This window comes from Opitutaceae bacterium, assembly GCA_015075305.1.
Classification (GTDB): domain Bacteria; phylum Verrucomicrobiota; class Verrucomicrobiia; order Opitutales; family Opitutaceae; genus UBA6669.
The window spans coordinates 334,249-359,970 of the sequence record JABTUS010000003.1 but is presented as its reverse complement, the minus strand read 5'-3'; the positions used below and the strand labels follow the sequence as shown (position 1 = coordinate 359,970).

Below are 25,722 nucleotides of genomic sequence, written 5' to 3'. Positions count from 1 at the left end.
CGGGTCTGCTTCGTTCAGGACTTGGGTTTTGGCGACAGCAGATCCATCTGCGGGTCCTTCAGGAGATCGTAGTTCTTTAGGATGCGCATCACCTGGAGGGTGTCGCTCTTTCGATAGCTCAGGTTCGTTTCGATGTTCTCGATCAGGTCCTGCAGCATTGCGCGAAACGAAATGATGCCGTCGACACCGCGCTCCTTGAGCATCTGCACGCTTTGGGATCGATAGGGCTCCTGCGTTGGCAGACTGGGCAGCACCAGCACGCGGGTGATCTCCTCCCCATCCTCCGCCGCGGCATCGGATCCGTCCGACTTTGGGAAAAAACGGGCAGCCTGCTTCATGACATTGCCCTCGAGAAAACGAAAGATCTCCGGCGAATTCTTCAACATGCCCGGCGTGAAGACATCCGTGTGCCACGGCTTGATCGCCACGACGGCCTGGTGCAGGAATTTCAGCTCGCTGACAAAAAGAAAGAAGTCGGGCTTCCGCTCTCCGCGCTGCCAGGCCGGATTGTAGACGAGCAGGTCGATCTCCTCGTCCGTCGTCTTCCTGCGGGCCGTCACCTGGTACTTGCGCATCTGCCGCACGAGAAAACCATTCTGCTCGAAGTACTCCCGGACAATGCTCTCGTCGATGGCGGCCATGATGATTGCTCCTGGATTTCCGAACTAAGGCACCGCGCCCACCTCTCGAAAGGCCGACTCCGCCAGTTGCGGATCGACATCATCCTGGGTCGCCGCCTCGCCCAGCCGTCTCATCACCACAAAACGAAGGCGCCCCGCACGGACCTTCTTGTCGCGCGCCATCGCCGCGGTGAGGACACCGAGCGACACCGGTTCGCGCAGGCGCACCGGCAGGCCGTGCGCGACGATCAGCGCTTCGACCCGCGCGATGTCCGCCGGGCTCAGGTATCCAAGTTTCAACGACAACCTGGCCGCCGCGGCGAGCCCGATGGCGACAGCCTCGCCGTGAAGGTAGGCGCCGTAACCGGTCGCCTGCTCGATCGCGTGGCCAAACGTGTGTCCAAGGTTCAACAGCGCCCGCCCGCCCTGCGCGGCGCGCTCAAATTCATCCGCCTCCACGACACGCGCCTTGGCCTCGCAGCAACGCCGGATCACGCCCGCAAGATCGGGGCTTCGCGGCGTCAGGGCCGACTCCTCCAGTCGCTCCAGAAGTTCGGGATCGCCGAGGAGTCCGTACTTGATGACCTCCGCGCAACCCGCCGCAAACTCCCTGTCCGGCAGCGTCGCAAGCAGACCCGTCGAAATGAAGACCTGCGACGGCTGGTGAAACGCACCGGCGAGATTCTTCCCCGCCGCGAGATTGATGCCGGTCTTGCCCCCAACCGAACTGTCGACCATCGCAAGCAGTGTGGTCGGAACCTGCCAGAACGCTATCCCGCGCAGAAAGCTCGCCGCCGCGAAGCCCGCCAGATCCCCGATCACACCGCCCCCGATCGCAATGAGCACGCTGCTCCGATCGAGACGATGGGCCGCCATGAAATCGAGTATGGTGCCCAGGTTGCCGAGCGACTTGCTGGATTCCCCTGGGTTGACCAGCAGCCTTGGGGTGTCCCCCAGGATCGCGCCAACCGCGGTCGCCTGCTTTTCGGCGACGGCACCATCGATCACAGCCACAACGCCCCGCCCCGCGGTCCTCAGGGCCTCCCGCTTGGAATGAATCCCGGCCGCCAGGTCGCCCCCGAAATATATCGGGTAGCCGCGCTCGCCTAGTTTGACAAAGTACTGATCGACCATGGAATGCCCATGCAAGCGATCCCGCCGCCTCCGGTCAACCGTCTACGCCCCGTGCAAGGCACACGCATCACCTGCGCGGGACGGTCGGTTTTTTGGAAGTGATGAATCGCCTCATACAACCAACCTCCGTTTCCCATGAAAAAGCTCCTTCAACTCAGCTTCCTTCCCAGCAGCGCCGATGCCGCGCTTCTTCTGATCCGCGTCTATTTCGGCCTCTCGCTGCTCTGGCTTCACGGCAAGGGCAAGGTCGAGGCGTTCTCCACGATGCGTACGACATTCTACGATCCCCTTGGCGTGGGCAACAGCACCAGCTACTTCCTCGCCTTGTTCGGCGAGGTGGTTTTCCCGATCCTCATCATCCTCGGACTCTTCACCCGCCTGGCTGCGCTCGGATCGGCATTTGGACTCGGTGTGGCATTCTTTCTGATACACAAGGGTCAGCTCTCGGGACCGACCAGCGGTGAACTGGCGTTCCTCTACATCGGTGCCTTCCTCACCCTCTTTATCGCCGGCGGCGGCCGCTTCTCCGTCGACGCCCGGAAGGGTTCGAATCTCTGACGCCTCCGGTAAATATCCGCACGAGAAGTGCGAGGCCCGTCCCCAGGTCACGACGGAGCGTGCCCCTCCATCACTGCGTGTATCCCCCCTCCGTTGCCTGCATCCCCTCCGTTGAGGGGTATGCCCCCCCGTTGGAGGGGCACGCTTTGTCGTGACCTGGGATCGCGCGCCGGTGAACAGCGCCGGATAAATCACACGCAAGCGGCAACCGTGCGCCCAACATCAAAGCCGCAACGGCGCACCCATTGCCCAAAGAGCGGAAGGCTCGCTCAACACCACACGCGCCAACGGCGTGAACCTTGCCAGCCCACCAAAGCAAGGCAGTGGGATGTCGAAGTCGCATAAGTGTGCAATATACCCAGCCCATGGCGACCCCATTGGTTTGGGTGTGGGCCCCTCATCGTGATCAGGCTCAACGCCTCCAGCTTTCGTCGAAATAGCCTGATTCCAGGATGCGCTCGGGAAACGATGGGGCCCCGGGCTTCCAGGTCGTCGCATCCGCTTGCGTTTCGACCAGCGCCCAATCTCCGAGATGGGGAAACAGGAGGTAGTTCACCGTCGAGAATTCCCACTCGTGAAAGGTGTGACCACTGTTCACCACGATGTAGTGACCTTCCGCTCCGGGAAGGGGGCTCGCGCAGATCAGGACCGGAGCATGGGTCGCGGCGGACACGCGTCGGTCGAAACCGACCGTCTCAGGCGTCCACTCCACCGGCAGGGATGGGAGCGCTTCCCTTATCCACCGATTGCTGCCGGGATCGCCGAACAGCACAAGGTGGCGCGTGCGCAGGTCCTCCGGCGTCACCTCGGTGTCGTTCTTCACCGGCAGTTCTCCTCCCATGTAACGCGACCATTCGTAGGCAAAGCGACGGAGCGAGGCCTCGGCCCACGCGGCAATCTGCGGGTGCCACGGCTCGCCCGTGCCGCGCACGCACAGAAACGCCCCCGTAAACGCATCGTCGATCGGTCCCTGCAACCCCGGTCGCTTGGAACGCGGAGTCGCGCCTTCATCCGACTTTACCCATTGCCAGCCTGCGTTGGTTTTTTCGACAACGACAACCGGCTCGTGCGGCGGGAGCGGCAACTTTTCCCCCAGCACCACAAGCCCCGTCATCGGTCCCGGCAGCCGCGAGCGATCCAGCGCAAAGCACTCAATGTTCCGCAGAGCCTCGACCCTGACAACTCCCTCATCGTCCTGTCGGACAGAAATCTCAGCCCGTTCATAGTGATGGCCGAGCTGTCTCAACTCGATCCAGTGGCAGTGGGCATACTTCAGCGACCAGGTGACGAAGCGCAGGGTCCGCGGCACCTTTCCCACGCGCGCCTCAATCAACGTAGCGATCTGCTGCAACTGCCTGGCCTGGGTCTCCCGGTGAATCTGGTGCGCTGTCCCTGGCGCAATGAGGTTGACCAGCTTCAGCCCTTCCTTCGCAAACGCCTCCGCCATGTAAACGTGATTGAAGAAGCCGGGGTCCAGCTCACCCATCGCAGCGACCACGGGTACCACGCCGGCATTGGCGGCGTAATCGATCGCGTCGTTGAGATGAAGCCCGGCCGCCTGCACCGGAGGAAGATCGGCCACGCGCACGAAACGCGGATTCGGCGATGCGGAAAAGCGGTACGTATCGACATATCCACAATAGGGACCGAGCGCCGCGAAACGGTCCGGATGCTTCAATCCAACATGCCAGGTTCCTGAGGCTCCCATCGAAAAACCACGCAGCACGATCCGTTCGCGGTCAATGGAGTACTGGCGACAGACGGCTTCAATCGCCTCGAAGATGTCCGTCTCGCCGGCCCAGCGATAGCAATTCTCCACCCTGCCCAACGGATACAGTTCGATAAAATCCTGCTCTTCAACCGGCGGAGAATCCGGCGCCTCAATGAAACGATTGCTGATGCGCAGCGCGACACCACCGCGCGGACGGGTGCTGCCGTGAAGCACGACATCCAGCCGGATCGGCCTCCCGGGAACGTACGCCTTCGGCACGATCAGGCCATAGGGCTGAAAGGACCCGTCGATGGCGGACACAAAACCACGAAGCAACCGGCCCCTTCGATTCGTCCAGCCAGCGGTGCCCGCGGCCAGCTCCACCGCCCGGGCCTTGCCTTCGTCGAGCGCGCGTTCGATGCGTTCGACATCCCCCGCCTCCAGTTTCTCCTCATACCGGAACAGCCAGAGTACATTGCGCCAGTGAGCTTCCGCATCCGCCAGAAGGTCAGTTGGAATCGGCCACTTCGCACCATCGCCGTCCTCACGGAGCGACTCCAGACGGCGTTGCAGCTCTGCCCCTGATTGCAGCAGGCGGCTCCACTCCTCCTCCCCAATCCCGTCAGGCCGGTCAGGCAGGCCGAGTGCGGTGCGAAACAGAGCCAACGGCTGCGGCGTCGCGTGGGTCGTTTCTGCCATGGCCTGCACGGGCAGCAGGACCGCTGCAGCCACGAGCACGCACGCTGCATTGACGCACGCGCAAGCGAAGGAATGAGTCTTCAGCATTGATATCATCGTTGGGCAGTCGCCGGATCCTCACTCAAGTTCGTGCGATGAGTCTCCGCCGCCAGTTTCACACTGACCAAGGTTATCACGCCGAGAAAGCCGAGATAGACCGCGATCGGCCAGGTCGCCCCGCCCGACGATCGGAGCAGCGCGGAGGCGATCAAGGGCGCGAGCCCGCCGGCAAATGGGGCGGCAAGCTGGTAGCCGAGCGAGGCTCCCGTATAGCGCGTGCCCGTGCCAAAGAGCTCCGAAAAAAACGCGGCCTGCGGTCCGTAAAGCGCCGCGTGCCCCACCATGCCGACCACGATGGCCAGCCAGACGAGCGGCTCGCTGCGAGTCTCAACCAACCAGAAGAACGGCATCACGAAGGCCAGCAGGAACACGGTCCCCCCCAAGTACACCGGCTTTCGCCCGATCCGATCCGAAAGCGCGCCGAACCACGGGATCGCCACGATCTGGACCGCGGAGCCGATCAGCACGCCGTTGAGCAGGGAACTGCGCGAAAGACCCAGGTTCTGAGTGGCATAGCTGAGAACCCAGACGGTGAAGATGTAGAAGAAGGCATTCTCCGCCATGCGCGCCCCCATGGACAGGAACACGTTTTTCTTGTGGGTGCGAAGCACCTCGACAATCGGCAAACGCGGCGCGCGCCTGTCTCCCCCTGTCTTGCGCGCCTGCTCAAAAACGGGGCTCTCCATCACCTTCAGGCGAATGAAGAATCCCAGTCCGGTCAGCACGATGCCGAGCAGGAATGGCACGCGCCACCCCCATGCGAGAAAACTTCTTTCCGGAAGATAGGAGAAAAGGGCGAAAACGCCCGTGGCCAGCAGCAGGCCGACAGGCACGCCCACCTGAACCCAGCTGACAAAGAATCCGCGCCGGTCATGACCCGAATGCTCGGCAACCATCAGCACCGCGCCGCCCCACTCGCCACCGACGGCGAGCCCCTGGACAATGCGCAGCACCACGAGCAGGATGGGCGCCCACAATCCAACCTGGTCGTAGGTCGGCAGGAGTCCTACCAGGAAGGTGGCCACACCCATCATGACGAGTGTGGTGATCAGCATGGATTTCCGGCCAATGCGGTCGCCGAAATGGCCGAACACAATTCCGCCCAGCGGTCGCGCGAAGAATCCGACAGCGTAGCTCGCAAAAGCCGCCATCGTGCCCGCCAGCGGCTCGAGCGTCGGGAAGAACAAGTGATTGAAAACCAGTGCTGCGGCGGTGCCGTACAGAAAAAAGTCATACCACTCGATCGCCGTGCCCATCATGCTGGAAACGACGACGCGACTGAACGGAGAGCCCGAAGCGCGGGAGGTGCTCATGCGAAAAAAATCAAAATGACCGCCGGCAAGATCAGATTTCCCCTGATGTCGGAGTGCGTATCACGAGATTGCGGATTTCGGTCATGTCCTCGATCGCAAACCGAACACCCTCGCGCCCAAGCCCGCTGTCCTTGACTCCGCCATCGCACATGTGGCCTTCACACTCGAAACAACCGACAGGAGCCTCATGCGCGTTCAGTCCAGGAGGCTCTCGCCGCGCGTGTATTTTCTCAGCGCATCGGGATCGAGCTTCAAGCCAAGTCCGGGAGTATCCGGAATGGCAAGCATGCCATCCCGGCCGAGCGTCCAACCTCCGACAGTGATCTCGTCGATGAAAGGCGATCCAGTCAGGTATTCAACGAGATCGGTGCCGGGGATGGCGGCTGCGAGATGCAGGTCCGCCGCAAGCCCCACCGCCGTGTTCCAGCCATGCGGAATGAAGCGGATGCCGTGATCCTCGGCCGCCCACGCAATTCTCCGCTCCTCGCTCATGCCGCCGACCTTGGTCACGTCCGGTTGCACAATATCGAGCGCCCGGCGTTCAATCCACGGCAGGAAGGACTGGCGCCGTGTCAGCACCTCGCCGCCCGAAATCGGCACAGGGGAGTGCTCGCGAAGCTTGATGAAATCCTCGATGGCATCCGGAGCGAGCGCCTCCTCAAACCAGCGAACATCATACTCCGCCAGCATGCGCGCCGTGTTCAGCGCCCAGCGATAGCCGTTCGGCCAATGGGCGTCGCTGCCACCGGCATCCACCATCAGGCTGGCTTCCGGACCGATAGCCTCACGCGCGGCCTCAACGATGGCCCGGTCCGTCTTCGCGCTGACACGCCCAAACGGGCCCCAGCCGATCTTGAATGCGCGGAATCCCTGTTCCTTCACGACAAGCAGGCGGTCGCGCAGCCGCGCGGGTTCATCCATCAGAAGCGATGCATACGGCTGCACCCGCTCCCGGTGACGCCCGCCGAGGAGCCGGCTGACCGGCTGACTCGTCGCCTGTCCAAGGATATCCCAGAGCGCAATGTCGATCCCGCTTATGGCGTGGGTGATCGAACCACCGCGCCCAAGCCAGAACATGTGCTGGTGCAGCTTCTCGCTGACGCGCTCCGGCTCGAGCGCGTTCTCCCCATGGTAGAGCGGCTGCAGCACCGCGAGGGCTGAGCGGACCAGCGCGTCGTTCGTGAAGACGCTGCCAAGCCCGACGGCTCCTTCATCGGTGTGCACGGCGACAAGCGTGTGCACACAGTCCTCAGGCCTCAGCTCATTGCTCCAGCCTCCTTCAGGGGTCGCGCCGCGCAGTCCTGCGCAGCGAATTTCACGGATTTTCATGCAAGAGAGTTGTCAGGAGCGATAACGCGGGCGCTGGAAGATCCGCGCCACAGGAGAGAAAGGCACATGGGCGTCCAGCGGGAAAATGGGGCGCGGGCAGCGAGTGTGACCCAGGCTGCGGAGATTGGCGCTGGTCGAACCCGGCGCGTCAACATTCACCATTCGGGCACACCACGCCGCATACATGTGATGCTGGCAATGCGGGGACTTGATGACGACCGCATCGAAATGTCGCGGATCCTGGCCATGGGCGAAAAAGAGCGATCGATCGTACAGGTGCACGGCGCGCGAGGTGACGACCAGGGTCAGTCCGTCCGACTCAAGCACCGCCGTGGGACCGGAGTACCAGTGGCCGCCAAATGACTCGCTGCGGATCCTGCCGTCCGAAAGCAGCCGGACCTTTGCCGTGATTTCCCAGGGTTGAAACCGCCCGGTATCGAGCGTCCCGCCCACGGCGGTTGTGAGGGTGGCGCCAACTCCGGCCGCAACTGCGCGCTCGACCGCGGGCGCATCGACCAGCGGAGCCAGAACCCGGCCGGTGTACCCCGCGTCACGCAGCCGCCGGATAATTATATTGCCATCTCCCGAGGCGCCGGAACTCGTCGCATCAGCCGCATCGACGAGCCCGAGCGTGCCGCTTCGCGGCTCCTTCGCGATCCCGACCATTTCATCAAGGCTGACCAAGGGCACCTGCATGCGTTCATGGTTCTCCCAAAATTCCCTGGCCATGGACATCGCGGCTCGTTCAGCCGCCGGTGCATCGGCATTTGCCGTCGCCACGCTGTAGGTGCGAAGTTCGGGCACGTCTGTGAACGGATTGCCAATGAACATTCCCGCAGCCAACCCGGCGGGCGATTGCTCAAACGCCTCGGCCGCGCGAATGTTCCGGCCAAACAGCCCCGTCTCCGTGATAAGCTCGTCGCCCCGGACCAGAGCGGGAATGTCAACCTTTGCGGTCACCGGCCGCGCCTCACCGCGCAGTATTCGCAGCAACAACCGGGCAGCCCGTTCTCCTGTCTGCCGGAAATCGACGTGCGGATAGGTGTGATAGGGAACGACCGCGTCGCAAAGTTCGAGCATGCGATTCGTCAGGATGCCGTGGAGATCAAGTGATGCGACGATCGGAATGTCCTCGCCGAGAATCCGGCGCGCTTCCTGGAGCAGATACCCCTCGGGATCCGACTCCGTTTCAGCACACATCGCGCCATGCAGGCAGAAATAGACGCCATCGGCTTTGGGAGCCGAACGCAGGGATTCCAGAAGTTCACCAGCGAGCCGTTTCCAGGATGACGCGGTGAGGGAGCCGCAGGATGTGATCGACAGCGCGCTGTAGGTCGGAACGACCTCGATGTCCGGTTCCGCGTCGAACACGCCGAGTGCACCACCCACCTCATAGCCAATGTCCCGGTGGTAGCGCAGGATTTCCTCACCCCGCCGGATGATGAAGTCATTGTAGTCGCTCGGGTCAGGATTGAAGGTCGAGACCTCCTGTTTGCATTCGGCGATGAGTATGCGTTTCATGATTCTTCGGTTTCAATGGACGCGGGCGTAGTCGCGCGGAAATAGCAGGCGGATGCCCGCAATCAGAATCACGGCAGCCGCAAGATAGGCGATGGCCGTCCCGCTGAACATCCGCTCGATGCCGATCGTCCGCTTCCACATGCCTCCCAGCAGGGGAGCGAGCCCTGAGAGAAGGCTGCCGCAGAAATTGAGAATGCCGACCGCTGAGGCCCGCGTATCGGCCGGCACGACCTCAAAGGCGGCGGGAAAAATGTTGCCCATGAGAAAGCCGCTGAAGACCCCGAATCCCGCGGCGGCGGTGCAGGTGGCCGCCAGCGTCGAGGCATTCCCCATGAAATGAAGACAGGGGGCGCAAAGCAGGAGCGTCGCTGTCAGCAGCCAGAATCGGGAGCTCCGCGTGTACCGATAAAGGAAGTCCGCGAGCAGCCCCCCGCCCAGCATGCCGGCCAGGGTGCCGGACTGGAGATACACCGTCGCAGTGAAGGCCGCCCGCGCGAGATCGAGATCGAACTTTTCGTGCAGAAAATTCGGCAGCCAGCTGTAGATGAGCCACAGGCCGAAGACAAAGATCGGGAACACCACGCAAAGCATCAGAAACGTGGGTACGCGGGCCAGCGGCAGCACGGCCAGCCGCCCGCCGGAAGCCCGTGTCTCAACCGCCACCGATTCGTTGACCCGGCGCAGGTGCAGGACATATGGCACCGCATACACAAGCCCGACCAAGCCCAGTGCGAAAAAGGCCTCCCGCCAGCGGCCCAGCTGCGCCATCCATCCGCCGAACCATGAACCGCCAACTGTTCCCAGTATCTGAGCCGTGGTCAGAATCGAAATGGCGCGCGAACGCTTTTCCGGAGGATGCGCGTTCGCCGTCAGGGAAATTGCCGCCGGCATGTACATCGACTCGGACACCCCCATCGCCGCCCGAAGGGCGAGCAGCGTGATTGCGCTCCCGGCAAGCCCCGTGCCCACGGTGACCAGACTCCAAATCGCAAGACTGCCGACGACCAGCAGACGCTTTGACATCCGATCCGCGAGTTGTCCCGCGATGGGACAGCAGCAGCCGTACACCCAGAGAAACACGGATCCCGTGAGCCCCAGTTCCACGTCGGACATGCTGAGGTCCGCGCGGAGGACCGGAAACATCGCGAAGACTGCCTGACGATCGCAGTAGTTGAGGAAATAAGCACCCCACATGAACCCGACCAACGCATTGGCACTGGCCGGCCGACCATTGACACTGGGTTGAAGGACTCTGCGAAGAAAGCCGTTCATGGCATCGGGCGAAATCAATCCCAGCGGGACGGAGAAAATGAAGCACAAGCGCTCATCCGATGGAGGAACTCAACTGCATGACATTCGTCGATGGGGCACGCATCCTTGATTGCCGCCCAGAGTACCGATACCGCCACCCGCCCCGCTACGCCTAAAGACCCAAACTTTGGCACTATGATACAATCCCGGCAGCGCGAAGTCTTTGAATTATTGCATCGAGCGCACCTCAGACTCCCGTGCGTTTCACAAAGCGTGGCCCAGAGGGGGGCAGCGAATGCGGGCGGGGCGGTTGCCCCGAAAGGATGGAAACGAGATGCGCCACCTGCCGGCCGGACTCAATGGTCTCAAGAGTGAACCGATGGTCTGGCGCGGCTTGACAAGCGGCGCAGCCCTATTTGAACACGTCAACGTATGCCACGGGTGCTCACCCTCCGCATCACGCCCAAATTGCCGACCAAGGCCGCGGGTCCGCGCATGGCTGCAGCGCGTCACTTCGCGTTGGACGTCGTTTCTGCCGAACCTTCGCGACACAATCATCATCTGCTTCGAACATGAAGAGCGTGATCAAGCTGTTGGTAATCTGCCTCACCCCGGTGCTCGCCTGCCGCACACTTGCCGAGACCAGCGCCCCGCGCCGCCCAAACATCCTCTACATTTTTGCCGACGACCTGTCGTACCGCAACATCAGTTGCTACAAGGGGGCCTACCCCTGGATTTCCACGCCGAACATCGACCGACTGGCCGGACGCGGGGTGCGGTTCACGCATGCCTATGTGGGAACCTGGTGCATGCCGTCGCGGGCAACGCAGCTCACCGGCCTGCTGCCCTACGCGATCGAATCCATGCGGTCCACCGAGCCCTACCCCAGCGCAACGTACGATCCCTCCCAGCGTCCGTTCTGGCCGTCCGTTTTTCGGAAGAACGCCTACCAGACCGCACATATTGGCAAATGGCATACCGGCAGGGACACGGGGTACGGGCGGGATTGGGACTATCAGATCGTCTGGAACTATTCATCGGGAAGGCCGCAGCGCGAGGTCGCCAGCGAGTACTACCTCAATCAAACGCTCCAAATCAACGGGGCTCCACCGCGGGTTGTGCCAGGTTACGCCACCGACAATTACACGAACTGGGCGGAGGAATACATCCGCGGAGCCAATCGGGATGCATCGAAACCTTGGTTCCTCTGGCTCTGCTACACGGCACCACACGCGCCATACACTCCCGCGGAACGCCATCGTGATCTCTATCCGGGCGCAACCGTACCCAATCCGCCGGACATCTATCCTCCCCGACCCGGAAAGCCCGACTACGCTCGTATCCGGGAGCAATGGATCAAGGGGCCAAAAGGTCAGCCGATCCCGCATAGAGTCCGGCCATTGGCCGCCGCGCTCCCCTTGCTGCACGATGACACGCTGAGTTCCTGGTCGCGCCAGGTGGCGCAGACGGTCCAGTCGCTGGATGAGGCTGTTGGTCGCTTGATGAAGTCTCTCGAGGAGACAAACCAGCTTCAGAATACGCTGGTGGTTTTCACCGGCGACCAAGGGTACGCCTGGGGACAGCATGGCTTCGATACGAAGGTGGCGCCCTATGACGCCAATATTCGCACCCCGCTGATAGTCAGCCTGCCGGATCGTCTGCCGAAGAGCGCCGTGTCAACGGTTCCCGTGGGTGGCGCGGATCTTGTCCCAACCTTCTTCAAGTTCGCGGGGATTGATTTGCCCTGGGCGATGCACGGCCATGATCTGGGGCCGCTTCTGCGGAATCCAAAAGCCACATGGGAACATCCGGCGCTCCTCGCTTACACGGCCGAATTCTTTGGCTCCGATGCCAGCGAATTCCGACAGAGCAAGGAGCCCCTGCGCAGTCACATCACAGTTCCCTGGTGGTTTTTCGTCGTCAGGGATGATTTCAAGTATATCCGGACACTGACTTCCGGAGTGAATGAAGAGCTCTATGATTTGAAGAACGACCCCGACGAGCTCGTGAACCTCGCGGGCGACAAACGCCACGCCGCCACCGTCAACCGCTTGAGAAATCTGCTGGAGCAGGAGCTGCTCAGAACCCATGCCAGCATCGTCAATCACCTCCCAACGCCGCAGTCTCCCTGAGGTTTGCAATCCCCGGATGGCGGGACGCTGAAAGCAGCGGACCCCGATCCGATTGCACGAGGTTGAATGGACACTTTCGGAATGCTGGCAGGCAGCCCTGCGCCATCAATCGCCTTCGACCCGCGGCCAGCAGAGTGTTGCGTGTAACTGCTGAAATCGGTTGATTGAAAGCCTCCCCTCTCGCCCGAACATGTCACCGCACTCCAATCGATTTCCCCGCATCGCTGTACTAATCGCTTCATTCGTTCTTGCCGGGCTGATGTCAATGCAGGGGCAGCCCGCTCGGCAACACTCGTGGTGGAAGGAACCGGCGGGGCCGCTTCCAAGCGGTGTCGAGCATCACCGCTTCCATTCGCCTTCGATGAATATCGATGTGGGCTACTGCATCTACCTGCCGCCTGACTACGCGATGGATTCCCAGGCTCGCTTTCCCGTCGTCTACTGGCTGCACGGCGGCAATGGCAATGAGCTGACCGGTGTTCCCGCCGTCGCACCCATCGCGGACCGGGCCATCCGTGCCCGCGAGTTGCCTCCGATGATCATCGTGTTCGTCAATGGCGGCCCACTCTGGCACTACGACGACCCGAAGACGGGGCAGTTGGGCGAAACCGCGTTCATCGCCGAGCTGATCCCCCTCATAGACCGGACCTACCGCACGATCGCCGACCGCAATCATCGCGCCATCGAGGGAATGTCCATGGGCGGGCGCGGCACCACCCGCGATGTCTTCAAGTATCCGGAACTTTTCTGCTCCGCCGCTCCGATCGGCGCCGGATACGGCAACGAGCAGAAGGCTGTCGATGCCGGACAGCACCTCCACAACAACGTCTTCTTCCTCGCGAAGAAATACGCGGCGCAGCCCGTTCCACCCGTGCGCCTCCTGCTGGTCATCGGCACGAAGGATTTCAACTACCTGCCCAACCTGGACTACATGAAGTTCCTCGGTGAACTGAAGCTGCCCTTCGAAAAGATCATCCTCGATGGCGTCAGCCACTCCAACAGGGAGTACTACGCGCAGCTGAAGACCGCGACCCTGCGCTTCCACGCGGAGAGCTTCCGCCTTGCGCGCGGAAAATAGTGCGCCACGCCCCAGCCGGCCGGAGTCAGCTCCAACCGGCCCGTCCTCACTATTTTCCACCCTTTCTCGATCCGCTCTTCCCGGATTTGCCACTGCCGATCTGGCTGGCACGGGCCGGATCGTAGTTGGGATTTGGCACAGGCATCTGTGCATTCACCGACGTGCGCCACGCCGCGAGCTTCGCGAGCATTGTGGCGGAACGCTGCGGTTCGCGATCAGCAAGATTGGTCGTTTCACCGGGATCACTTGCGAGATTGTAGAGCTCCACCGAATCGGTTTCGAACAGCTGAATCAACTTCCAGTCACCATCGCGGATCGCGCTTGCCGGCGTGCCATGATGATAATGTGGCAGATGCCAGTACAATGCTCTCGGCGCCAGCCTGGCTGATGGATCAAACAACAATGACGCGATGCTCACACCATCAAGTTCTGCGGGTGGCGGCATCTTCAAACCGCCCAGTGCGAGGAATGTTGGATACAAATCCTGCGTGAGGGCGGGTATGCCGCAGATCCGCTGCGCGGGAATCCGACCCTTCCAGCGCGCGACGGCTGGCACGCGGATCCCGCCCTCGTACAAGGTTCCCTTTTCGCCGCGAAGCGTCCCATTTGACGTGACGATATTTCCGTCCTGCTGATGCACCAGTCCTCCGTTGTCGGAGACGAACAGCACAAGCGTGTTTTCCGCCAGCCCGGCGGCATCAATTTCATCGACAATGCGACCGACGCATGCATCGAGCTCCTCGATCAAGCCGGCGTATTCCGGCAAACTGGGATAACCCGGCATCGGAGTCTTCGACCGGTATTTGGCAAGAAGCTCCGGGGTTGTCGTGAGCGGGATATGCACCGCACTTGACGACACTTGCAGGAGGAACGGATGTTCCCGGTGTTCGCGAATGAACGCCACGGCGCGGCTTGCGAGGAAAGCCGCGGCGCGCGGCGTCGACACGGCCTCGGGGAGGTGGGACGGTGTGAGATTGCCGGTGAACTCCGTCACAACCTGCCAGCCCTGCTTTTCCGGTCCAAACTCTTCGCCGCCGAGGTGCCACTTTCCGAAGTATCCGGTCGCATAGCCCCCGTCGCGCAGCCGCTCCGCAAACGTCACCACTTCGAGCGGAAGCTGCCGTGGGACGACCGGATCAGTCAGCTTTGCGAATGGGCGGCGATGCCCGGGAATGTGCTGAGTAATGCCGTAGCGCGCCTGATCGCGCCCGCTCTGAAGATTGGCCCGCGTGGGCGAGCACACCGGGCCCGCGTAGAACTGCGTGAAACGCAGGCCTTCGCGGGCGAGCCGGTCGATGCGAGGGCTTTCGTTGAACGTATTTCCGTAACAGCCGAGGTCCGCCCAGCCGAGGTCATCAGCCAGAATGAGCACGATATTGGGCGGTCGTTCCGGCTGCGCCCCTCGAAGCGCACCTCCAAGAATCCCGATCGCGGCAATAATGGCGAAACGAAGGGAGGTCTTCATGATGGATGGGAGATTGGTTTGGCGGCTCACACGCTCCAATGAGCATGCGCGGTTCAGTCTGTCCAGCGCCTGAGCATCTTGCGCTCCGAAGGCAGCCACCATTGATCGAGCCGTGCGGCGAGTTTCGCCACGAGTTCAGGATTGTCCCTGGCCAGGTTGCGATTCTCGTGCGGATCGGCGAGGAGGTCGGACAGCAAGCCTGTCGAGGTTCGGCGTCTCGATCTGCGGATGACCCATGAAACCATAGTCAGTCCAGGCTTGGACGTCGGAAATGATGTAGACGATGTTGGGAGTGGAACTCGCGGCGGGCAGCACCGACGAAAACGCAAGGACGAACAGCACGCCGGCCATGAGCCGTTTGGTGAAGAGGGAACTTGAACCCATGGTGTCCGTGAAAGGTTGCTGTGAAAGGAATGTGCGTGCTCCGGCAGGGTCAAGGCGCGGCAATGAAGTACTGGATCAGGAAATAACTCGTCACGCCCACCGACAGGGCTGCGCACATTCCAACAAACAGGGGACGCCAGCCAAGGCGGCGAAACTCCCTGAAATCAGTCCCCAATCCGACCGCCGCCATCGCAAGGGTCAGACACGCCGTGGAGAGCGTTCCGGTCTGAGTCAGGACCATCTTCCACGTATCGGGTTCCAAGAGTCCAAACGGACGATTGCCCATATCCCCCACGCTCCTCACCAGCGCCATGCAGACAAAACCCACGATGAAAAGCGGGATCCACTGCGAGAGGGGTCTGCGAACCGCGCCTCTTCCGGACGTCGAACGCCGATGGTGGAGCCAGGCGACAATTGGAATCAACAGGCCCATCATCAGATTGCGGACAAGCTTGACGGTTGTCGCCACCGCGAGGGTCTCATGGGAATCATATCGGGTCTGATACAGGAGCCCGGCCCCCGCCACTTGGGAAGTGTCATGTATCGACGTGCCGAGAAAATAGCCGGCCAATCTCGCGTCTCCGGCAAAGATGCCGTGAGCCATCGAAGGATAGGCCAGCAATGCCACGAGCCCAAACAGCGTGATCACACCCACGGCATAGCCGATCTCGTCCTTTTTTGCATCGATGGACGGCGCCGTGGCAACGATGGCCGAGACTCCGCAGATGGCGGTGCCCACTCCGATCAAATGAGTCAGCCTGGGCGACACCCCGAGCCAGCGCCCCAGCCACGACACCAGCAGGAAGGCGACCACGATGGTGCAGGCGACAATGGGCAATGCGTGAACCCCTATCTCTCCCGCCATCCCCAGGCTGAGCCGCAAGCCGAGCAGCGCCACTCCGATTCGCAACAACCGCTTCACGCAGAATGTGAGCCCGCTCTCAAACGTCTTCGGCAGCCCGATGATATTGCGCATCAGCAGGCCGAGCAGCACGGTGATGAGAATCGGGCTGACGGGACTGTGTTCCAGACCGAGGATTCCATGTCCCACCCATTCGACCGCCCCTGCTCCAGCCCAGCCAAGCAGCCCGGCAAGCACCAGCCCTGGGAGAACTCGTCCAGCGCCCTCCATGGCGCGGAGCAGCCAGCCGCGCCAGCCGCCGGCCAATGAAGAGCCGGCGGCGCCTTCCTCCGTCGACACATAGACTCCCTCCAGACTGTCGAACGAATCGCGGACCGATTCGCTATCCAAATAGACGTTGAATCTTCCGCCAGCGGAAGGGTTGTTGCTCCTCATGTGTATCCGTCGTTGGTCATCGATTGAGCCTGCCCCACAGATGTTTTCAACTGCAATGCCTCGCGCCACTCCCTGCTGGCCTCATCCAGTACGCGAGCCGCGCCGCGCACCCGTGCCGCGCTGCACTCAAGGGGCATCCCATCGAGAACCGCAGCCACAAATGCCTCGATGCAGGGAAAGTGCCGGTTCTCATCGCACGGCAGGTGCAGCTTTCGATCTCCGCAGGTGAGTCCGGGGGCATCCAGGGGACTGAGCTCCAGAACGCCGTCCGTACCCACGATTCTGAATTCGTTCATGGCCGTTCGAGTGTTCCAGCGTGCGTCCACCATCGCCCGGACGCCACTGGCGTATTCAATCAAGACCGTTGCGCCGTCCTCCACCGGAAACGGCCGCACAGTCGTGCTCATCTGCGCCGTCACCCGCACGGGATCGCCGAGCAGAAAATTCAATGCATCGATGCGATGCGATCCGATGTCGTAGAGCGGACCCGAACCCGCCTGGCTCGGATCCAGCAGCCACGATCGCTCCGCTGTGAACTTCGGGATCCATTCGCCGCAGGTCGCAAACGCCATCACGGGCACCCCGACGGCTCCCTGCTCAAGCAGTTTCCTCGCCTCAACAAGCTTCGGGTAGTAACGGCGGAAGTAGGCCACGCCCAGCAAGCGGCCCTCACGGTTCGCGACCTGCTCCATTTCGCAGGCCTCAGCCCATGAAATCGTCATCGGTTTTTCGCAAAGCACGTGTTTTCCCGCCCGCAAAGCCTGCAGTGCCTGCGGGTGGTGCAGAAACACCGGCGTGGCGAGATACACCGCATCAATCGCCTCATCCTGCAACGCATCCCACAAGTCGGTCCACACGCGCGGAGCATGCGCGGCCCCCTTGGCCGGATCACGTGAAACCACACCGTGGATTACACTGCGGCGCTCCCGCAGCAACGCGGGCAGAACTCGCCGGAGCGCGACGTCACCCAGCCCAACCACCAGCCAGCGGACCATCGACCGGGAGCCTCCGGAACCCGTCGAAGGGTTCCTGCCTGAGGCAAGCGGAGGCGGTGACACGGAATCCGCTCCGGTCATAGGCCCAGCGACACATGCTTGATCTCCAGAAACGCGGCCATGCCTTCGCCGCCCAGCTCGCGTCCCCAGCCGCTCTGCTTCACACCGCCAAAGGGGCACTGGCTGGTTGTCGGAACCGGATCGTTGATTCCCAAGGTTCCGGTTTCCAGCGACTCCATCAGGCGAAAGGTGCGCGCCAGGTCGCGAGTGTAGGCATAGGCGCTCAAGCCGTAGGAGGATGCATTGGCCCTCTCCACCACCTCTTCCTCCGCATCAAAAGCACAGACTGGCGCCAGCGGCGCAAACATCTCCTCGCGCATGCAAAGCGCGTCTTCAGCCGGATCCGCAAGAACGGTGGGTTCCAGAAACCAGCCCACAGTTCCGTGACGTTTTCCACCACAGCAGAGCCGGGCCCCGCGACTGACCGCATCCTCAACGTGCTCAAGCGCCTTCTCCAGACCCGCCTGGTCTATCAACGGCCCAACCTCCACGCCCTCAACGAAACCGTCGCCAACCTTCAACTGCCGCGTGCGCGCCACAAAACGGTCGAGAAACTCCGCGTAACAGGAGCGTTCCACATAAATCCGGCTCGCTGCGATGCACGACTGGCCGGTGTTGCGAAACTTGGCGATTGTCGCGCCTTCAACGGCACGGTCGAGATCCGCATCCGAAAAAACGATGAACGGCGCGTGGCCGCCAAGTTCAAGCGAGAGCGGCTTGACGTGGGCTGCTGCTCCCTGAATGAGCAGGCGCCCAACCTCGGTCGATCCGGTGAAGGTGATCTTGCGGCAGATCGGATTCTCCAGAAATTCCGCGGCGATCTCCGACGCTCTGCCGGCTACGACCTGAAACACGCCGGCAGGCAGACCGGCTTCCGAGACACATTCCGCAAAAGCGAGTGACGACAGGGGCGTCGCACTCGCGGGCTTCAGCACGACGGGACAGCCGGCAGCCAGCGCCGGGGCTACCTTGCGAACTGCAAGCACCAGGGGAAAGTTCCACGGGCTGATCGCCCCGACCACACCGATGGGTGTGGTGATCACCAGGTGACGTTTTCCTGGAGTCTGGGGAGCGACCACCCGACCGTAGGCGCGACGCGCCTCCTCCGCAAACCAGCGCAAATGGTCCACCGACATCGCAACCTCCCCCAGGCTCTGCGCGAGGGGTTTGCCATTTTCCCGGGTGATGATCCGTGCGATCTCATCACGGCGCCTGCCGAGCACCGCAGCGACTTTCAGCAGCAGATCCGCGCGCTCCAATGCCGTGCGTCCACGCCATACCGACAGCGCAGACTGGGCATCCCGCAGCGCATCCGACACCTCCGCCCGCCCTACCGTGCAGACCCGCTCGAGAGGGGAACCATCCGCGGCATTGACGACCTGCAGCGAGGCGGACGTCGTTCTCCATTCGCCATTCAGATAGAGGGGCCGCGCGCTCATGGCTTCGGAACGGACTGCCAGTCCTTGAGAAACTGCTGGATTCCGGCATCCGTCAGCGGATGGTTGTAAAGCTGGATCAGAACATCGTAGGCCAGCGTGCAGATGTCGGCGCCGCACAGCGCGGACTGAAGCACATGAAGCGGGTGCCGAACCGCCGCCACGATGATCTCGGTGCGCATGGAATAATTCGCATAGATGGTCTTTATCTGCCGCACGAGTTCCATGCCGTCATGACCGACCGCGTCCAGGCGACCCGCGAACGGGCTGATGTAGGTCGCGCCGCACTTGGCGGCGAGCAGCGCCTGCAACGGCGAGAAAGTCACCGTGACGTTGGTCTTGATCCCATCGGCGGCGAGCACCTTCACAGCCTTCAGCCCCTCCGGCGTGATGGGAATCTTCACCACGACATTGGAGCTGATCCTTGCCAGATCGCGCCCCTCCTTGATCATTTCCCCGGCCGTGAGGCCGATTGTCTCCAGGCTCACGGGCCCTGGAACAAGGTCACAAATCTCGCGGTAGACCTCGGCGGCCGGACGACCGGTTTTCGCGACGTGCGTCGGGTTGGTGGTGCAGCCATCCAGGATTCCCAGGGCGGCCGCCTCCCTGATCTGGCTGACGTTGGCGGTGTCGATGAACAGCTTCATGATAGATTCAAATTCGCGATCCAGCACGAGGCCGCGGGAAGTTTGCAGGGTTTCGCGGAGTCTCTCCATTCAGCACGCTCGCAACATCGCGACAGATTGCGGCGACAACGCGCGCCTGCCCTTCGCGGGTGAATGCGGCGATGTGCGGAGTGAGGATGACATTGTCCCTTGCAGAAAGAAGAGACGGCCCCGGCGGCTCCTGTTCCCGCACATCCAGCGCGGCGCCGGCCAGCCTGCCCTCATCGAGCGCTCGATTGAGCCCCGCTTCGTCAACAAGTTCACCCCGCGCGAGATTCAGGAAATAGGCGGAGGGCTTCATCTGACAAAACCGCTCGTAGGCGAACATGCGGCGCGTCTGCGATGTCAGCGGCACATGGCAGGAAACGAAGTCGGAACGGGCCAGCAGATCATCAAGCGGCACCAGCTCGGCCTGCGTCTCGGTGACCGCGGCGGCATCGGGACTCACGAACGCATCGTGCGCGATCACCCGCATGCCCAGCGCGCGAGCGCGCAGCCCGGTGAGGAATCCGATGCGCCCGAGACCCACAAGCCCGAGGGTTTTTCCCGAAAGCTCGATGCCCGTGAATTTCTGGCGCTCCCATCCGCCTTGCTTCGTGCTGCGGTCCGCCACCGTCAGCTGACGGGCAAGCGCAAACATCATGGCCAGCACGAGCTCAGCCACGGACAGGGAGTTCTGATCCGGAGTGCTGACAACCACCACTCCCGCTGCCGAGGCGGCGTGCACGTCGACGTTGTCAAGCCCCGCACCCGCCCGCCCGATCACCTGCAGCCTCGGTGCCGCGGCAATCAGCTCAGCGGTGACGCGCGTCTGGTTGCGCACGATCAGCGCCCGGCAATCGACAATGCGTTTTGCGAGCAGATCCGGTGACTTCCAAAGTTCGGGCTCGGCATGCACGGCAAAGTCCTCTGAGAGGGCGTCGACCCATGGCCCCGTGATCCTTTCAGTGATCAAGATGTCCGGTTTCATTGCGGCGTCTCCTGGATCTCAGAGGGGGCAGGCAATCTTGAACTGATCGCAGAGAAGCTTCAGCTCCCCCAATGTGGCCGACGACACCGGCACGCCGTGCTCCGCGCGCTCCGCCGCCGTTCTCTGGGACCGCTCTCCAGGCAGGAGAATCTCATCCACACCCGGACGCTTTTTCACCGCCTTCACCGCGCTGATCAATTTGTCAGTTCGGGCGGTGAACGCCGCCGGCTCCATGAAGGCCGCGATGTCCATCAGGCAGAAGAAATGGCCGACCCCCTGGGATCGCCCAAGATCATGCACGCGGAACCCACTTCCGCGCCGATCTGCGCACCAGAAAGCACGCCGGAGAGCATCTCCACCATCAGCGCCAGCGCATAACCCTTGTGGCCCGCCATGGTGAGCACACTGCCGTTGAGCGCGGCCGAGGCATCGGTCGTGGGCCGGCCCTCCGCATCGAGCGCCCAGCCTTCCGGAATGGAGTGCCCTTCCTTTTTCGCGGCGATAATGTTTCCGCGGGCTGTGATGGATGTCGCAAGATCGATCTTTATCGGAAATCCGCGCCTCGTTGGAAAAGAGGCTGCGATCGGATTCGTGCCAAAGTAGGCCTCGCCGCCCCCGGCCGGAGCCATCGCCGGCTCGCAGTTTGTCATGGCAAGCAGGATCATCTGTCGCGCGGCCATGCGGTTGCAGTAGTATGAAAGCGCACCGAAATGCTGGGATGACTTCAGCGTCGCCGCGGCGATGCCATTGGCGCGTGCCAGGGGAGCGAGCCGATCGAGCGCCTTGACGGCCTGGACCTGCCCGAGGCCATTGTTGGCGTTCAACACCAGGACCGACGGGGCTGAGTGCTCGACGGTCAGCTCCGCCTTCGGATCGATCAAGCCAAGCCCGATGCGTCGCAGATAGATTTCGAGCCGTGAGACTCCGTGCGTCGACTGTCCGTTCAAGTCGGCGCTGACCAGCACCTCAGCCAGGATCCCGGCATCCTGTGCCGGCACGCCAGCCGCGACCGACAGAGTCCGGATGAGCTCTTGCAACGCTGCCGCTGGAACACGGGCGGTCTGTGGAGGAGAAGTGGACACAGGGAAGGGTTGTGAAAGGCGGTGCCTGCAACACTGAGGCTTGTCCGCGGTGCACGGACTGGCGGACTCGACTCAATTTCAACTGCATGCGCCCGCGTCAGGCGCTGCGATAGAGCTTGGTGAGCACAAATTCGCGATGGCCCAGCACCTCCGCCGCGGTCAGCCGGCCGCTGGCTGTGCGCAGGGTGAGTTCGATCAACTTGTCACCCGCCTCGTCAACCGTCATCTCGCCGCGCAGGATGGCGGAGACATCCAGATCGATGTGCTCGCTCATGGTCTGGCAGGTGATCGGGTTCGCCGAGAGTTTGATGACGGGCTCGATGGGATTGCCGATGATATTGCCCTGCCCTGTCGGGAACAGATGCACCACGGCGCCGGATGCGGCCCAGAGCGTGACGGCCTCGGCCGCAGCCGAGGATGTGTCCATGAACCACAAGCCGGGCCCGCCGGGCGCTTCAGCCGGTTTGAGGCAGCCCACGAACTGGGTGCGCCGCCCGAGCTTCTCGATGTTGCCGAGCGCCTTTTCCTCAATCGTGGAAAGTCCTCCGCGGATGTTACCCTTGGTCGGCTGTGACTCCGAAAGATCGTCCGTCTTTTCACGAAGGATCTCATCGGTGTAGTTCTGCCAGATTTTCATGAAGGCTTCCGCTACCTCCGGGGTCGCCGCCTTCGCCTTGACGATTCCCTCACCGCCCGTGAGCTCCGACGTCTCCCCAAAGGATGCGGTCGCCCCGGCGGCGACCGCCTTGTCGATCAAATTGCCGACCGTGGGGCATGATCCGAGTCCGGTGGTGGTGTCCGACTCGCCGCACTTCACCGAGATGTAGAGTTCGCGCAGCTCGCAGGTTTCTCGCGTGAGTTCGCTCGCCCAGTGGACGTATTCCTTCGCCTTGCGGGACGCCTCGGCAATGATCCGGATGTCGCCAAAGCGCTCGATGGAAAATCCGGAGACCGGTTTGCCGGTGGTGGCGATGCCATCAACAATGCGCTGGGTCCAGCCCGGCTCGATGCCGATGACAACCACGGCGGCGACATTCGGATTTGATCCGATGCCGATCATCGTGCGGAAGAACAACGCAAGATCCTCGCCGTACTGAAGCCGCCCGTAGGCGTGCGGCAGCGCGATCGCGCCCTTGATGTTGTTGGCGACGGCCTCGCAGGCCGCGTTGGAGATGTCGTCGACCGGAAGGATGACGACATGATTGCGAGTGCCGACTCGTCCATTCTCGCGACGATATCCCTGGAAATTGAGTGATTGTCTGCTCATGGAAAAACTACCAGCGCTTGGTTTTCAGGTTGTGAACATGCACATGCTCGCCAAGGGCGATCGGAGCCACGATCCTGCCGACATCATGGCCGTACTTGATGACCGTGTCCCCGGGCTTGAAGTCGCGAAGGGCGATCTTGTGGCCCAGCGGAATTTCCGACCGGGCGGTGACGACGGGACTGGCCTTGCCATGGAGCGAGCGGCCCCTGACCTGCTGCCCCGCCTTTATGTCAACCACGGCCACGCCCACGGTGTCCGCGTCTTCATGCATGAGGAATGAGAACATGGTAGGAATCTCCAGAAAGAGAGTCTAACAATTAGTTATTTCGAAAGCAAAATGGAACACTCGCGTTTGAAGACAAGAAGAATATCGCAGTCAAAGCCACTTCAACGAATCAATCCTCGAACATCTTGGAGACGCTCTTGCGGGGGTTAGACGAATTGTGCGTCCATCGCGCGGGAGAATCGCCTCAGAAGCTTTTCGTGGCGTCCCTGAAACAGGGTCACATGATGAGGCATTCCGAGGTGACAGAGCTCTTCAAACCATTCGTCGGGTCTCTGCCTGTCCAGCCGCGCCCGTGCGTTTGTTGCTAGTATCTCCCGCCGCGGTCGAACGGTCTCCCCCTCCCGGGCCGTGACAAAGTATCTGCCTTCAAGCCTCCAAATTCGGGCCAGTGTCACAGGCATGCCGATGCGGATTGTCGCGTCGATCGCCATCGGATGCCCGGTATTGAAGTGTCGTGCGAGCTTGGCACCGGGCTCACAGAGCGACAACGGAGCTGCGCCACCATGCCACAGGGTAATCTCGCTTTCATCATGCTCCAGCCAGTCCGTCAGATAGCTGCGGCCAAGGCCAAGACTCTCCCCCATCAGCGCCAGAATTGCCCCGTCCGCATCGCCTTCGATCGCCAGTGGGAAGCCTTCATCAAGAAGTCGCGCGACGCCTAGCAACGGCCACTGCCCCGTCTTGTTCGGCAATTCCGGCCACTCGCGGATTGTAAGAGCGTCGAGCGTTTCATTTAGGAAAAAAGCCCGCAAGGCCAGATACAGTCTGGACGCCAGAGAAAGGTCTTCGTCGGCCGTGTCCTTGTGCTGCAGGCCCAATGCCCTGGTTGCGGCTACATCCTGCTCGATCGAGGCGGTGTCGATGCCGTTCACAACATCTAGAAACTCAACGAGCGTGTAAGTTTGCACCTGAACGCCAAGGCCATGGTAAATGCTGAAGGGATCCCCTCCCATGGCGAAGAATCCAGGCACATGACCGCCAATCATTCCCAACCTCGCTGCCTTCAAACGGCGGCAGGTATTCGCCATGCGAACCGCTTCGTTGAGCTGCTGCCGCACCGCGGGTGAATCCGGAGCCCCGCTGACAATGAAAAACGGATGGCCCATGTGCCGCAGCATCGATGCCCACGAGTGGGTGCCGACAAGCGAGCAGGTAACCATGTCACCCTGCGGATTCTCCGGGGTGGCCCATAGTATCAGCGGATGGGACCAGAGCTGGATCATCGTCTGCAAGAGTCGCCCATCACCCATTGTGGGCTGCAGCACCGCGATCGCATCGACCTTCCTTTCAGTACATGCGGACATGATCCTGCGAAGCGAAGCCTCATCGACGGCCTTTTCAGGAGGCTCGAAGCAGATGAACTCCGGTGCCCGGCCACATGATTCGCGCACACGTTCCTCAATGCTACGGCTCCAAGCCATGTCGAATCCCGGGCGGCGGCGACCAAGAAAGACGATTCCAACAACCGGTCGAAAAGACATCGTGATTTGGGTGAAACTTGGGGAAGGCATGGGGATCACTCTCAAAGAAGGTCCCCAGAACTCGCGAGAGCTGTTGCCCATTCCGCCTCCATGCGATTGAAATAATCGTGGAGGATCTCATCGGATTCCTCTGCCAGCCCTGCAGGCGCTGGATGGAGCTCCCAACGTTCGGTGTGCGTCACGGTCTCTCCCCGGCAAAGCGATGACAATGGCCCCAGTGTCTCGAGTTCTAGCATGCGTGCATTGCTGAATATCTCACAATTGCACCCGTCATCCGGATATCTGGCGACGGAGTCCCACGCGTGACGTTTTATGAAGGCCATGCCATTCGTCAGGTATGCGCACCAGCCCATCTGATTCGGCATTCCGATCTTTATCGGCTGCCCATTCGCCCTTTGATGCAGTCTCCAGAAGCGGGCTCCAAATTTGCAGCGACCATCCCCCAGATCGGAATAAGGCCAAATGACAAGCGAGCGATTTGGAAGGAGATCACGCGGGTGTCGACCGAGGGCTGGCTGAGGAATTATTGCGGTGCCACCGGCGGCCAGAACGCTGAGCGCCCACGGGGCAACCGTTGTCGGCGAGTCCGCAGTACGTGTAAGACGATGTACGATCGTCGCAGCAGGCCTCGTCGCATCCAAGCGGATCTCAATCTCCTTTTGCAGTCCTGAAGGCTCCTCAACAGGCGGAATCAGTCGGATCCCCAATCCATCCTTGGATTCCTTCCAGGAAACAGGCGAATTGTCCGGCGCGTAGGTAATCTCAGAATTCTCAGGAGCCACCCAAAGGCGGTGCCCACCACGATTTTTCCACTGGCTCTCTAGAACTCCACCTGCCTGATCTGAAAAGATGTTCAATGGATTGCACCCTCCCGGAAATGCAAAAGATA

General features: G+C 61.8%; 22 protein-coding genes. 3 read left to right on the top strand and 19 right to left on the bottom strand.

Going from position 1 to position 25,722, the window contains the following annotated elements; all coding sequences use genetic code 11:
* Nucleotides 1-14: 14 nt before the first annotated feature.
* Both HS122_08420 and aroB read right to left on the bottom strand, forming a co-directional pair.
* Complete coding sequence (locus HS122_08420) at nucleotides 15-641, bottom strand: hypothetical protein (protein MBE7538421.1); 627 nt, start codon at nucleotides 639-641, stop codon at nucleotides 15-17.
* Nucleotides 642-665: 24 nt separating this feature from the next.
* Nucleotides 666-1,754: a 3-dehydroquinate synthase gene (aroB, locus tag HS122_08415; GenBank protein MBE7538420.1), complete on the bottom strand. Its 1,089-nt coding sequence runs from the start codon at nucleotides 1,752-1,754 to the stop codon at nucleotides 666-668.
* A 135-nt stretch (nucleotides 1,755-1,889) separates the two neighbouring features.
* Here aroB and HS122_08410 point away from each other — a divergent pair, with 135 nt between their 5' ends.
* Nucleotides 1,890-2,312 carry a DoxX family protein gene (locus HS122_08410; GenBank protein ID MBE7538419.1) on the top strand — a complete coding sequence of 141 codons (423 nt, stop codon included), beginning with the start codon at nucleotides 1,890-1,892 and terminating at the stop codon, nucleotides 2,310-2,312.
* 412 nt (nucleotides 2,313-2,724) lie between these two features.
* Here the strand turns inward: HS122_08410 and HS122_08405 are convergent, their stop codons facing one another.
* From HS122_08405 to HS122_08385, 5 genes are all read right to left on the bottom strand, one after another.
* Nucleotides 2,725-4,809 carry a prolyl oligopeptidase family serine peptidase gene (locus HS122_08405; GenBank protein ID MBE7538418.1) on the bottom strand — a complete coding sequence of 695 codons (2,085 nt, stop codon included), beginning with the start codon at nucleotides 4,807-4,809 and terminating at the stop codon, nucleotides 2,725-2,727.
* 5 nt (nucleotides 4,810-4,814) lie between these two features.
* Nucleotides 4,815-6,134: an MHS family MFS transporter gene (locus HS122_08400; protein ID MBE7538417.1), complete on the bottom strand. Its 1,320-nt coding sequence runs from the start codon at nucleotides 6,132-6,134 to the stop codon at nucleotides 4,815-4,817.
* A gap of 195 nt (nucleotides 6,135-6,329) precedes the next feature.
* Nucleotides 6,330-7,463, bottom strand: a complete 1,134-nt coding sequence (locus HS122_08395; GenBank protein MBE7538416.1) for a mandelate racemase/muconate lactonizing enzyme family protein — start codon at nucleotides 7,461-7,463, stop codon at nucleotides 6,330-6,332.
* A gap of 12 nt (nucleotides 7,464-7,475) precedes the next feature.
* Entirely contained in the window at nucleotides 7,476-8,984 is a 1,509-nt protein-coding gene (locus tag HS122_08390) for a M81 family metallopeptidase (protein ID MBE7538415.1), read from the bottom strand.
* 12 nt (nucleotides 8,985-8,996) lie between these two features.
* Complete coding sequence (locus HS122_08385; GenBank protein MBE7538414.1) at nucleotides 8,997-10,256, bottom strand: MFS transporter; 1,260 nt, start codon at nucleotides 10,254-10,256, stop codon at nucleotides 8,997-8,999.
* A gap of 551 nt (nucleotides 10,257-10,807) precedes the next feature.
* Between HS122_08385 and HS122_08380 the strand changes: the two genes are divergently transcribed.
* Nucleotides 10,808-12,367: a sulfatase-like hydrolase/transferase gene (locus tag HS122_08380; GenBank protein ID MBE7538413.1), complete on the top strand. Its 1,560-nt coding sequence runs from the start codon at nucleotides 10,808-10,810 to the stop codon at nucleotides 12,365-12,367.
* Nucleotides 12,368-12,728: 361 nt separating this feature from the next.
* The gene (locus HS122_08375) at nucleotides 12,729-13,445 is read left to right on the top strand and encodes a 1,4-beta-xylanase (GenBank protein ID MBE7538412.1); all 717 of its coding nucleotides are present in this window, start codon (nucleotides 12,729-12,731) and stop codon (nucleotides 13,443-13,445) included.
* Between the two features lie 49 nt (nucleotides 13,446-13,494).
* On the opposite strand, the gene HS122_08370 is transcribed toward HS122_08375, so the two are convergent.
* The 12 genes from HS122_08370 to HS122_08315 all read right to left on the bottom strand — a co-directional run bounded on the left by HS122_08370 (nucleotide 13,495) and on the right by HS122_08315 (nucleotide 24,833).
* Nucleotides 13,495-14,910: a sulfatase gene (locus tag HS122_08370; GenBank protein MBE7538411.1), complete on the bottom strand. Its 1,416-nt coding sequence runs from the start codon at nucleotides 14,908-14,910 to the stop codon at nucleotides 13,495-13,497.
* Nucleotides 14,911-14,963: 53 nt separating this feature from the next.
* Complete coding sequence (locus HS122_08365; GenBank protein MBE7538410.1) at nucleotides 14,964-15,107, bottom strand: hypothetical protein; 144 nt, start codon at nucleotides 15,105-15,107, stop codon at nucleotides 14,964-14,966.
* A 236-nt stretch (nucleotides 15,108-15,343) separates the two neighbouring features.
* Nucleotides 15,344-16,591: a putative sulfate exporter family transporter gene (locus HS122_08360; GenBank protein ID MBE7538409.1), complete on the bottom strand. Its 1,248-nt coding sequence runs from the start codon at nucleotides 16,589-16,591 to the stop codon at nucleotides 15,344-15,346.
* A complete protein-coding gene (locus HS122_08355) occupies nucleotides 16,588-17,649 on the bottom strand; it encodes a Gfo/Idh/MocA family oxidoreductase (protein MBE7538408.1) in 1,062 nt (353 codons plus the stop codon). The genes HS122_08360 and HS122_08355 overlap by 4 nt, the downstream gene beginning before the upstream one ends.
* A 14-nt stretch (nucleotides 17,650-17,663) precedes the next feature.
* The gene (locus tag HS122_08350; protein MBE7538407.1) at nucleotides 17,664-19,085 is read right to left on the bottom strand and encodes an NAD-dependent succinate-semialdehyde dehydrogenase; all 1,422 of its coding nucleotides are present in this window, start codon (nucleotides 19,083-19,085) and stop codon (nucleotides 17,664-17,666) included.
* Nucleotides 19,082-19,729 (bottom strand): fructose-6-phosphate aldolase, encoded by a 648-nt coding sequence (gene fsa / locus HS122_08345; GenBank protein MBE7538406.1) that lies wholly within the window; start codon nucleotides 19,727-19,729, stop codon nucleotides 19,082-19,084. The genes HS122_08350 and fsa overlap by 4 nt, the downstream gene beginning before the upstream one ends.
* 7 nt (nucleotides 19,730-19,736) lie before the next feature.
* Entirely contained in the window at nucleotides 19,737-20,717 is a 981-nt protein-coding gene (locus HS122_08340) for a hydroxyacid dehydrogenase (GenBank protein ID MBE7538405.1), read from the bottom strand.
* Nucleotides 20,718-20,735: 18 nt separating this feature from the next.
* Complete coding sequence (locus tag HS122_08335) at nucleotides 20,736-21,017, bottom strand: Ldh family oxidoreductase (protein MBE7538404.1); 282 nt, start codon at nucleotides 21,015-21,017, stop codon at nucleotides 20,736-20,738.
* Complete coding sequence (locus tag HS122_08330; GenBank protein MBE7538403.1) at nucleotides 20,969-21,799, bottom strand: Ldh family oxidoreductase; 831 nt, start codon at nucleotides 21,797-21,799, stop codon at nucleotides 20,969-20,971. Before HS122_08330 ends, HS122_08335 begins: the two co-directional genes overlap by 49 nt.
* A gap of 97 nt (nucleotides 21,800-21,896) precedes the next feature.
* On the bottom strand, nucleotides 21,897-23,066 hold the full coding sequence (locus tag HS122_08325; protein ID MBE7538402.1) for a UxaA family hydrolase: 1,170 nt from the start codon (nucleotides 23,064-23,066) through the stop codon (nucleotides 21,897-21,899).
* Between the two features lie 7 nt (nucleotides 23,067-23,073).
* The gene (locus HS122_08320) at nucleotides 23,074-23,352 is read right to left on the bottom strand and encodes a UxaA family hydrolase (protein ID MBE7538401.1); all 279 of its coding nucleotides are present in this window, start codon (nucleotides 23,350-23,352) and stop codon (nucleotides 23,074-23,076) included.
* 146 nt (nucleotides 23,353-23,498) lie between these two features.
* On the bottom strand, nucleotides 23,499-24,833 hold the full coding sequence (locus HS122_08315) for a sugar isomerase (protein MBE7538400.1): 1,335 nt from the start codon (nucleotides 24,831-24,833) through the stop codon (nucleotides 23,499-23,501).
* Nucleotides 24,834-25,722 lie beyond the last annotated feature (889 nt).

Coding starts and splice junctions, on each gene's coding strand:
- HS122_08360 (MBE7538409.1), bottom strand. CDS start 16,591: ATGAGGAGCAACAACCCTTCCGCTGGCGGAAGATTCAACGTCTATTTG.
- HS122_08350 (MBE7538407.1), bottom strand. CDS start 19,085: ATGAGCGCGCGGCCCCTCTATCTGAATGGCGAATGGAGAACGACGTCC.
- HS122_08315 (MBE7538400.1), bottom strand. CDS start 24,833: ATGTCTTTTCGACCGGTTGTTGGAATCGTCTTTCTTGGTCGCCGCCGC.
- HS122_08320 (MBE7538401.1), bottom strand. CDS start 23,352: ATGTTCTCATTCCTCATGCATGAAGACGCGGACACCGTGGGCGTGGCC.
- aroB (MBE7538420.1), bottom strand. CDS start 1,754: ATGGTCGATCAGTACTTTGTCAAACTAGGCGAGCGCGGCTACCCGATA.
- HS122_08395 (MBE7538416.1), bottom strand. CDS start 7,463: ATGAAAATCCGTGAAATTCGCTGCGCAGGACTGCGCGGCGCGACCCCT.
- HS122_08375 (MBE7538412.1), top strand. CDS start 12,729: ATGAATATCGATGTGGGCTACTGCATCTACCTGCCGCCTGACTACGCG.
- fsa (MBE7538406.1), bottom strand. CDS start 19,729: ATGAAGCTGTTCATCGACACCGCCAACGTCAGCCAGATCAGGGAGGCG.
- HS122_08420 (MBE7538421.1), bottom strand. CDS start 641: ATGGCCGCCATCGACGAGAGCATTGTCCGGGAGTACTTCGAGCAGAAT.
- HS122_08325 (MBE7538402.1), bottom strand. CDS start 23,066: ATGAGCAGACAATCACTCAATTTCCAGGGATATCGTCGCGAGAATGGA.
- HS122_08400 (MBE7538417.1), bottom strand. CDS start 6,134: ATGAGCACCTCCCGCGCTTCGGGCTCTCCGTTCAGTCGCGTCGTCGTT.
- HS122_08390 (MBE7538415.1), bottom strand. CDS start 8,984: ATGAAACGCATACTCATCGCCGAATGCAAACAGGAGGTCTCGACCTTC.
- HS122_08380 (MBE7538413.1), top strand. CDS start 10,808: ATGAAGAGCGTGATCAAGCTGTTGGTAATCTGCCTCACCCCGGTGCTC.
- HS122_08385 (MBE7538414.1), bottom strand. CDS start 10,256: ATGAACGGCTTTCTTCGCAGAGTCCTTCAACCCAGTGTCAATGGTCGG.
- HS122_08410 (MBE7538419.1), top strand. CDS start 1,890: ATGAAAAAGCTCCTTCAACTCAGCTTCCTTCCCAGCAGCGCCGATGCC.
- HS122_08405 (MBE7538418.1), bottom strand. CDS start 4,809: ATGCTGAAGACTCATTCCTTCGCTTGCGCGTGCGTCAATGCAGCGTGC.
- HS122_08340 (MBE7538405.1), bottom strand. CDS start 20,717: ATGAAACCGGACATCTTGATCACTGAAAGGATCACGGGGCCATGGGTC.
- HS122_08370 (MBE7538411.1), bottom strand. CDS start 14,910: ATGAAGACCTCCCTTCGTTTCGCCATTATTGCCGCGATCGGGATTCTT.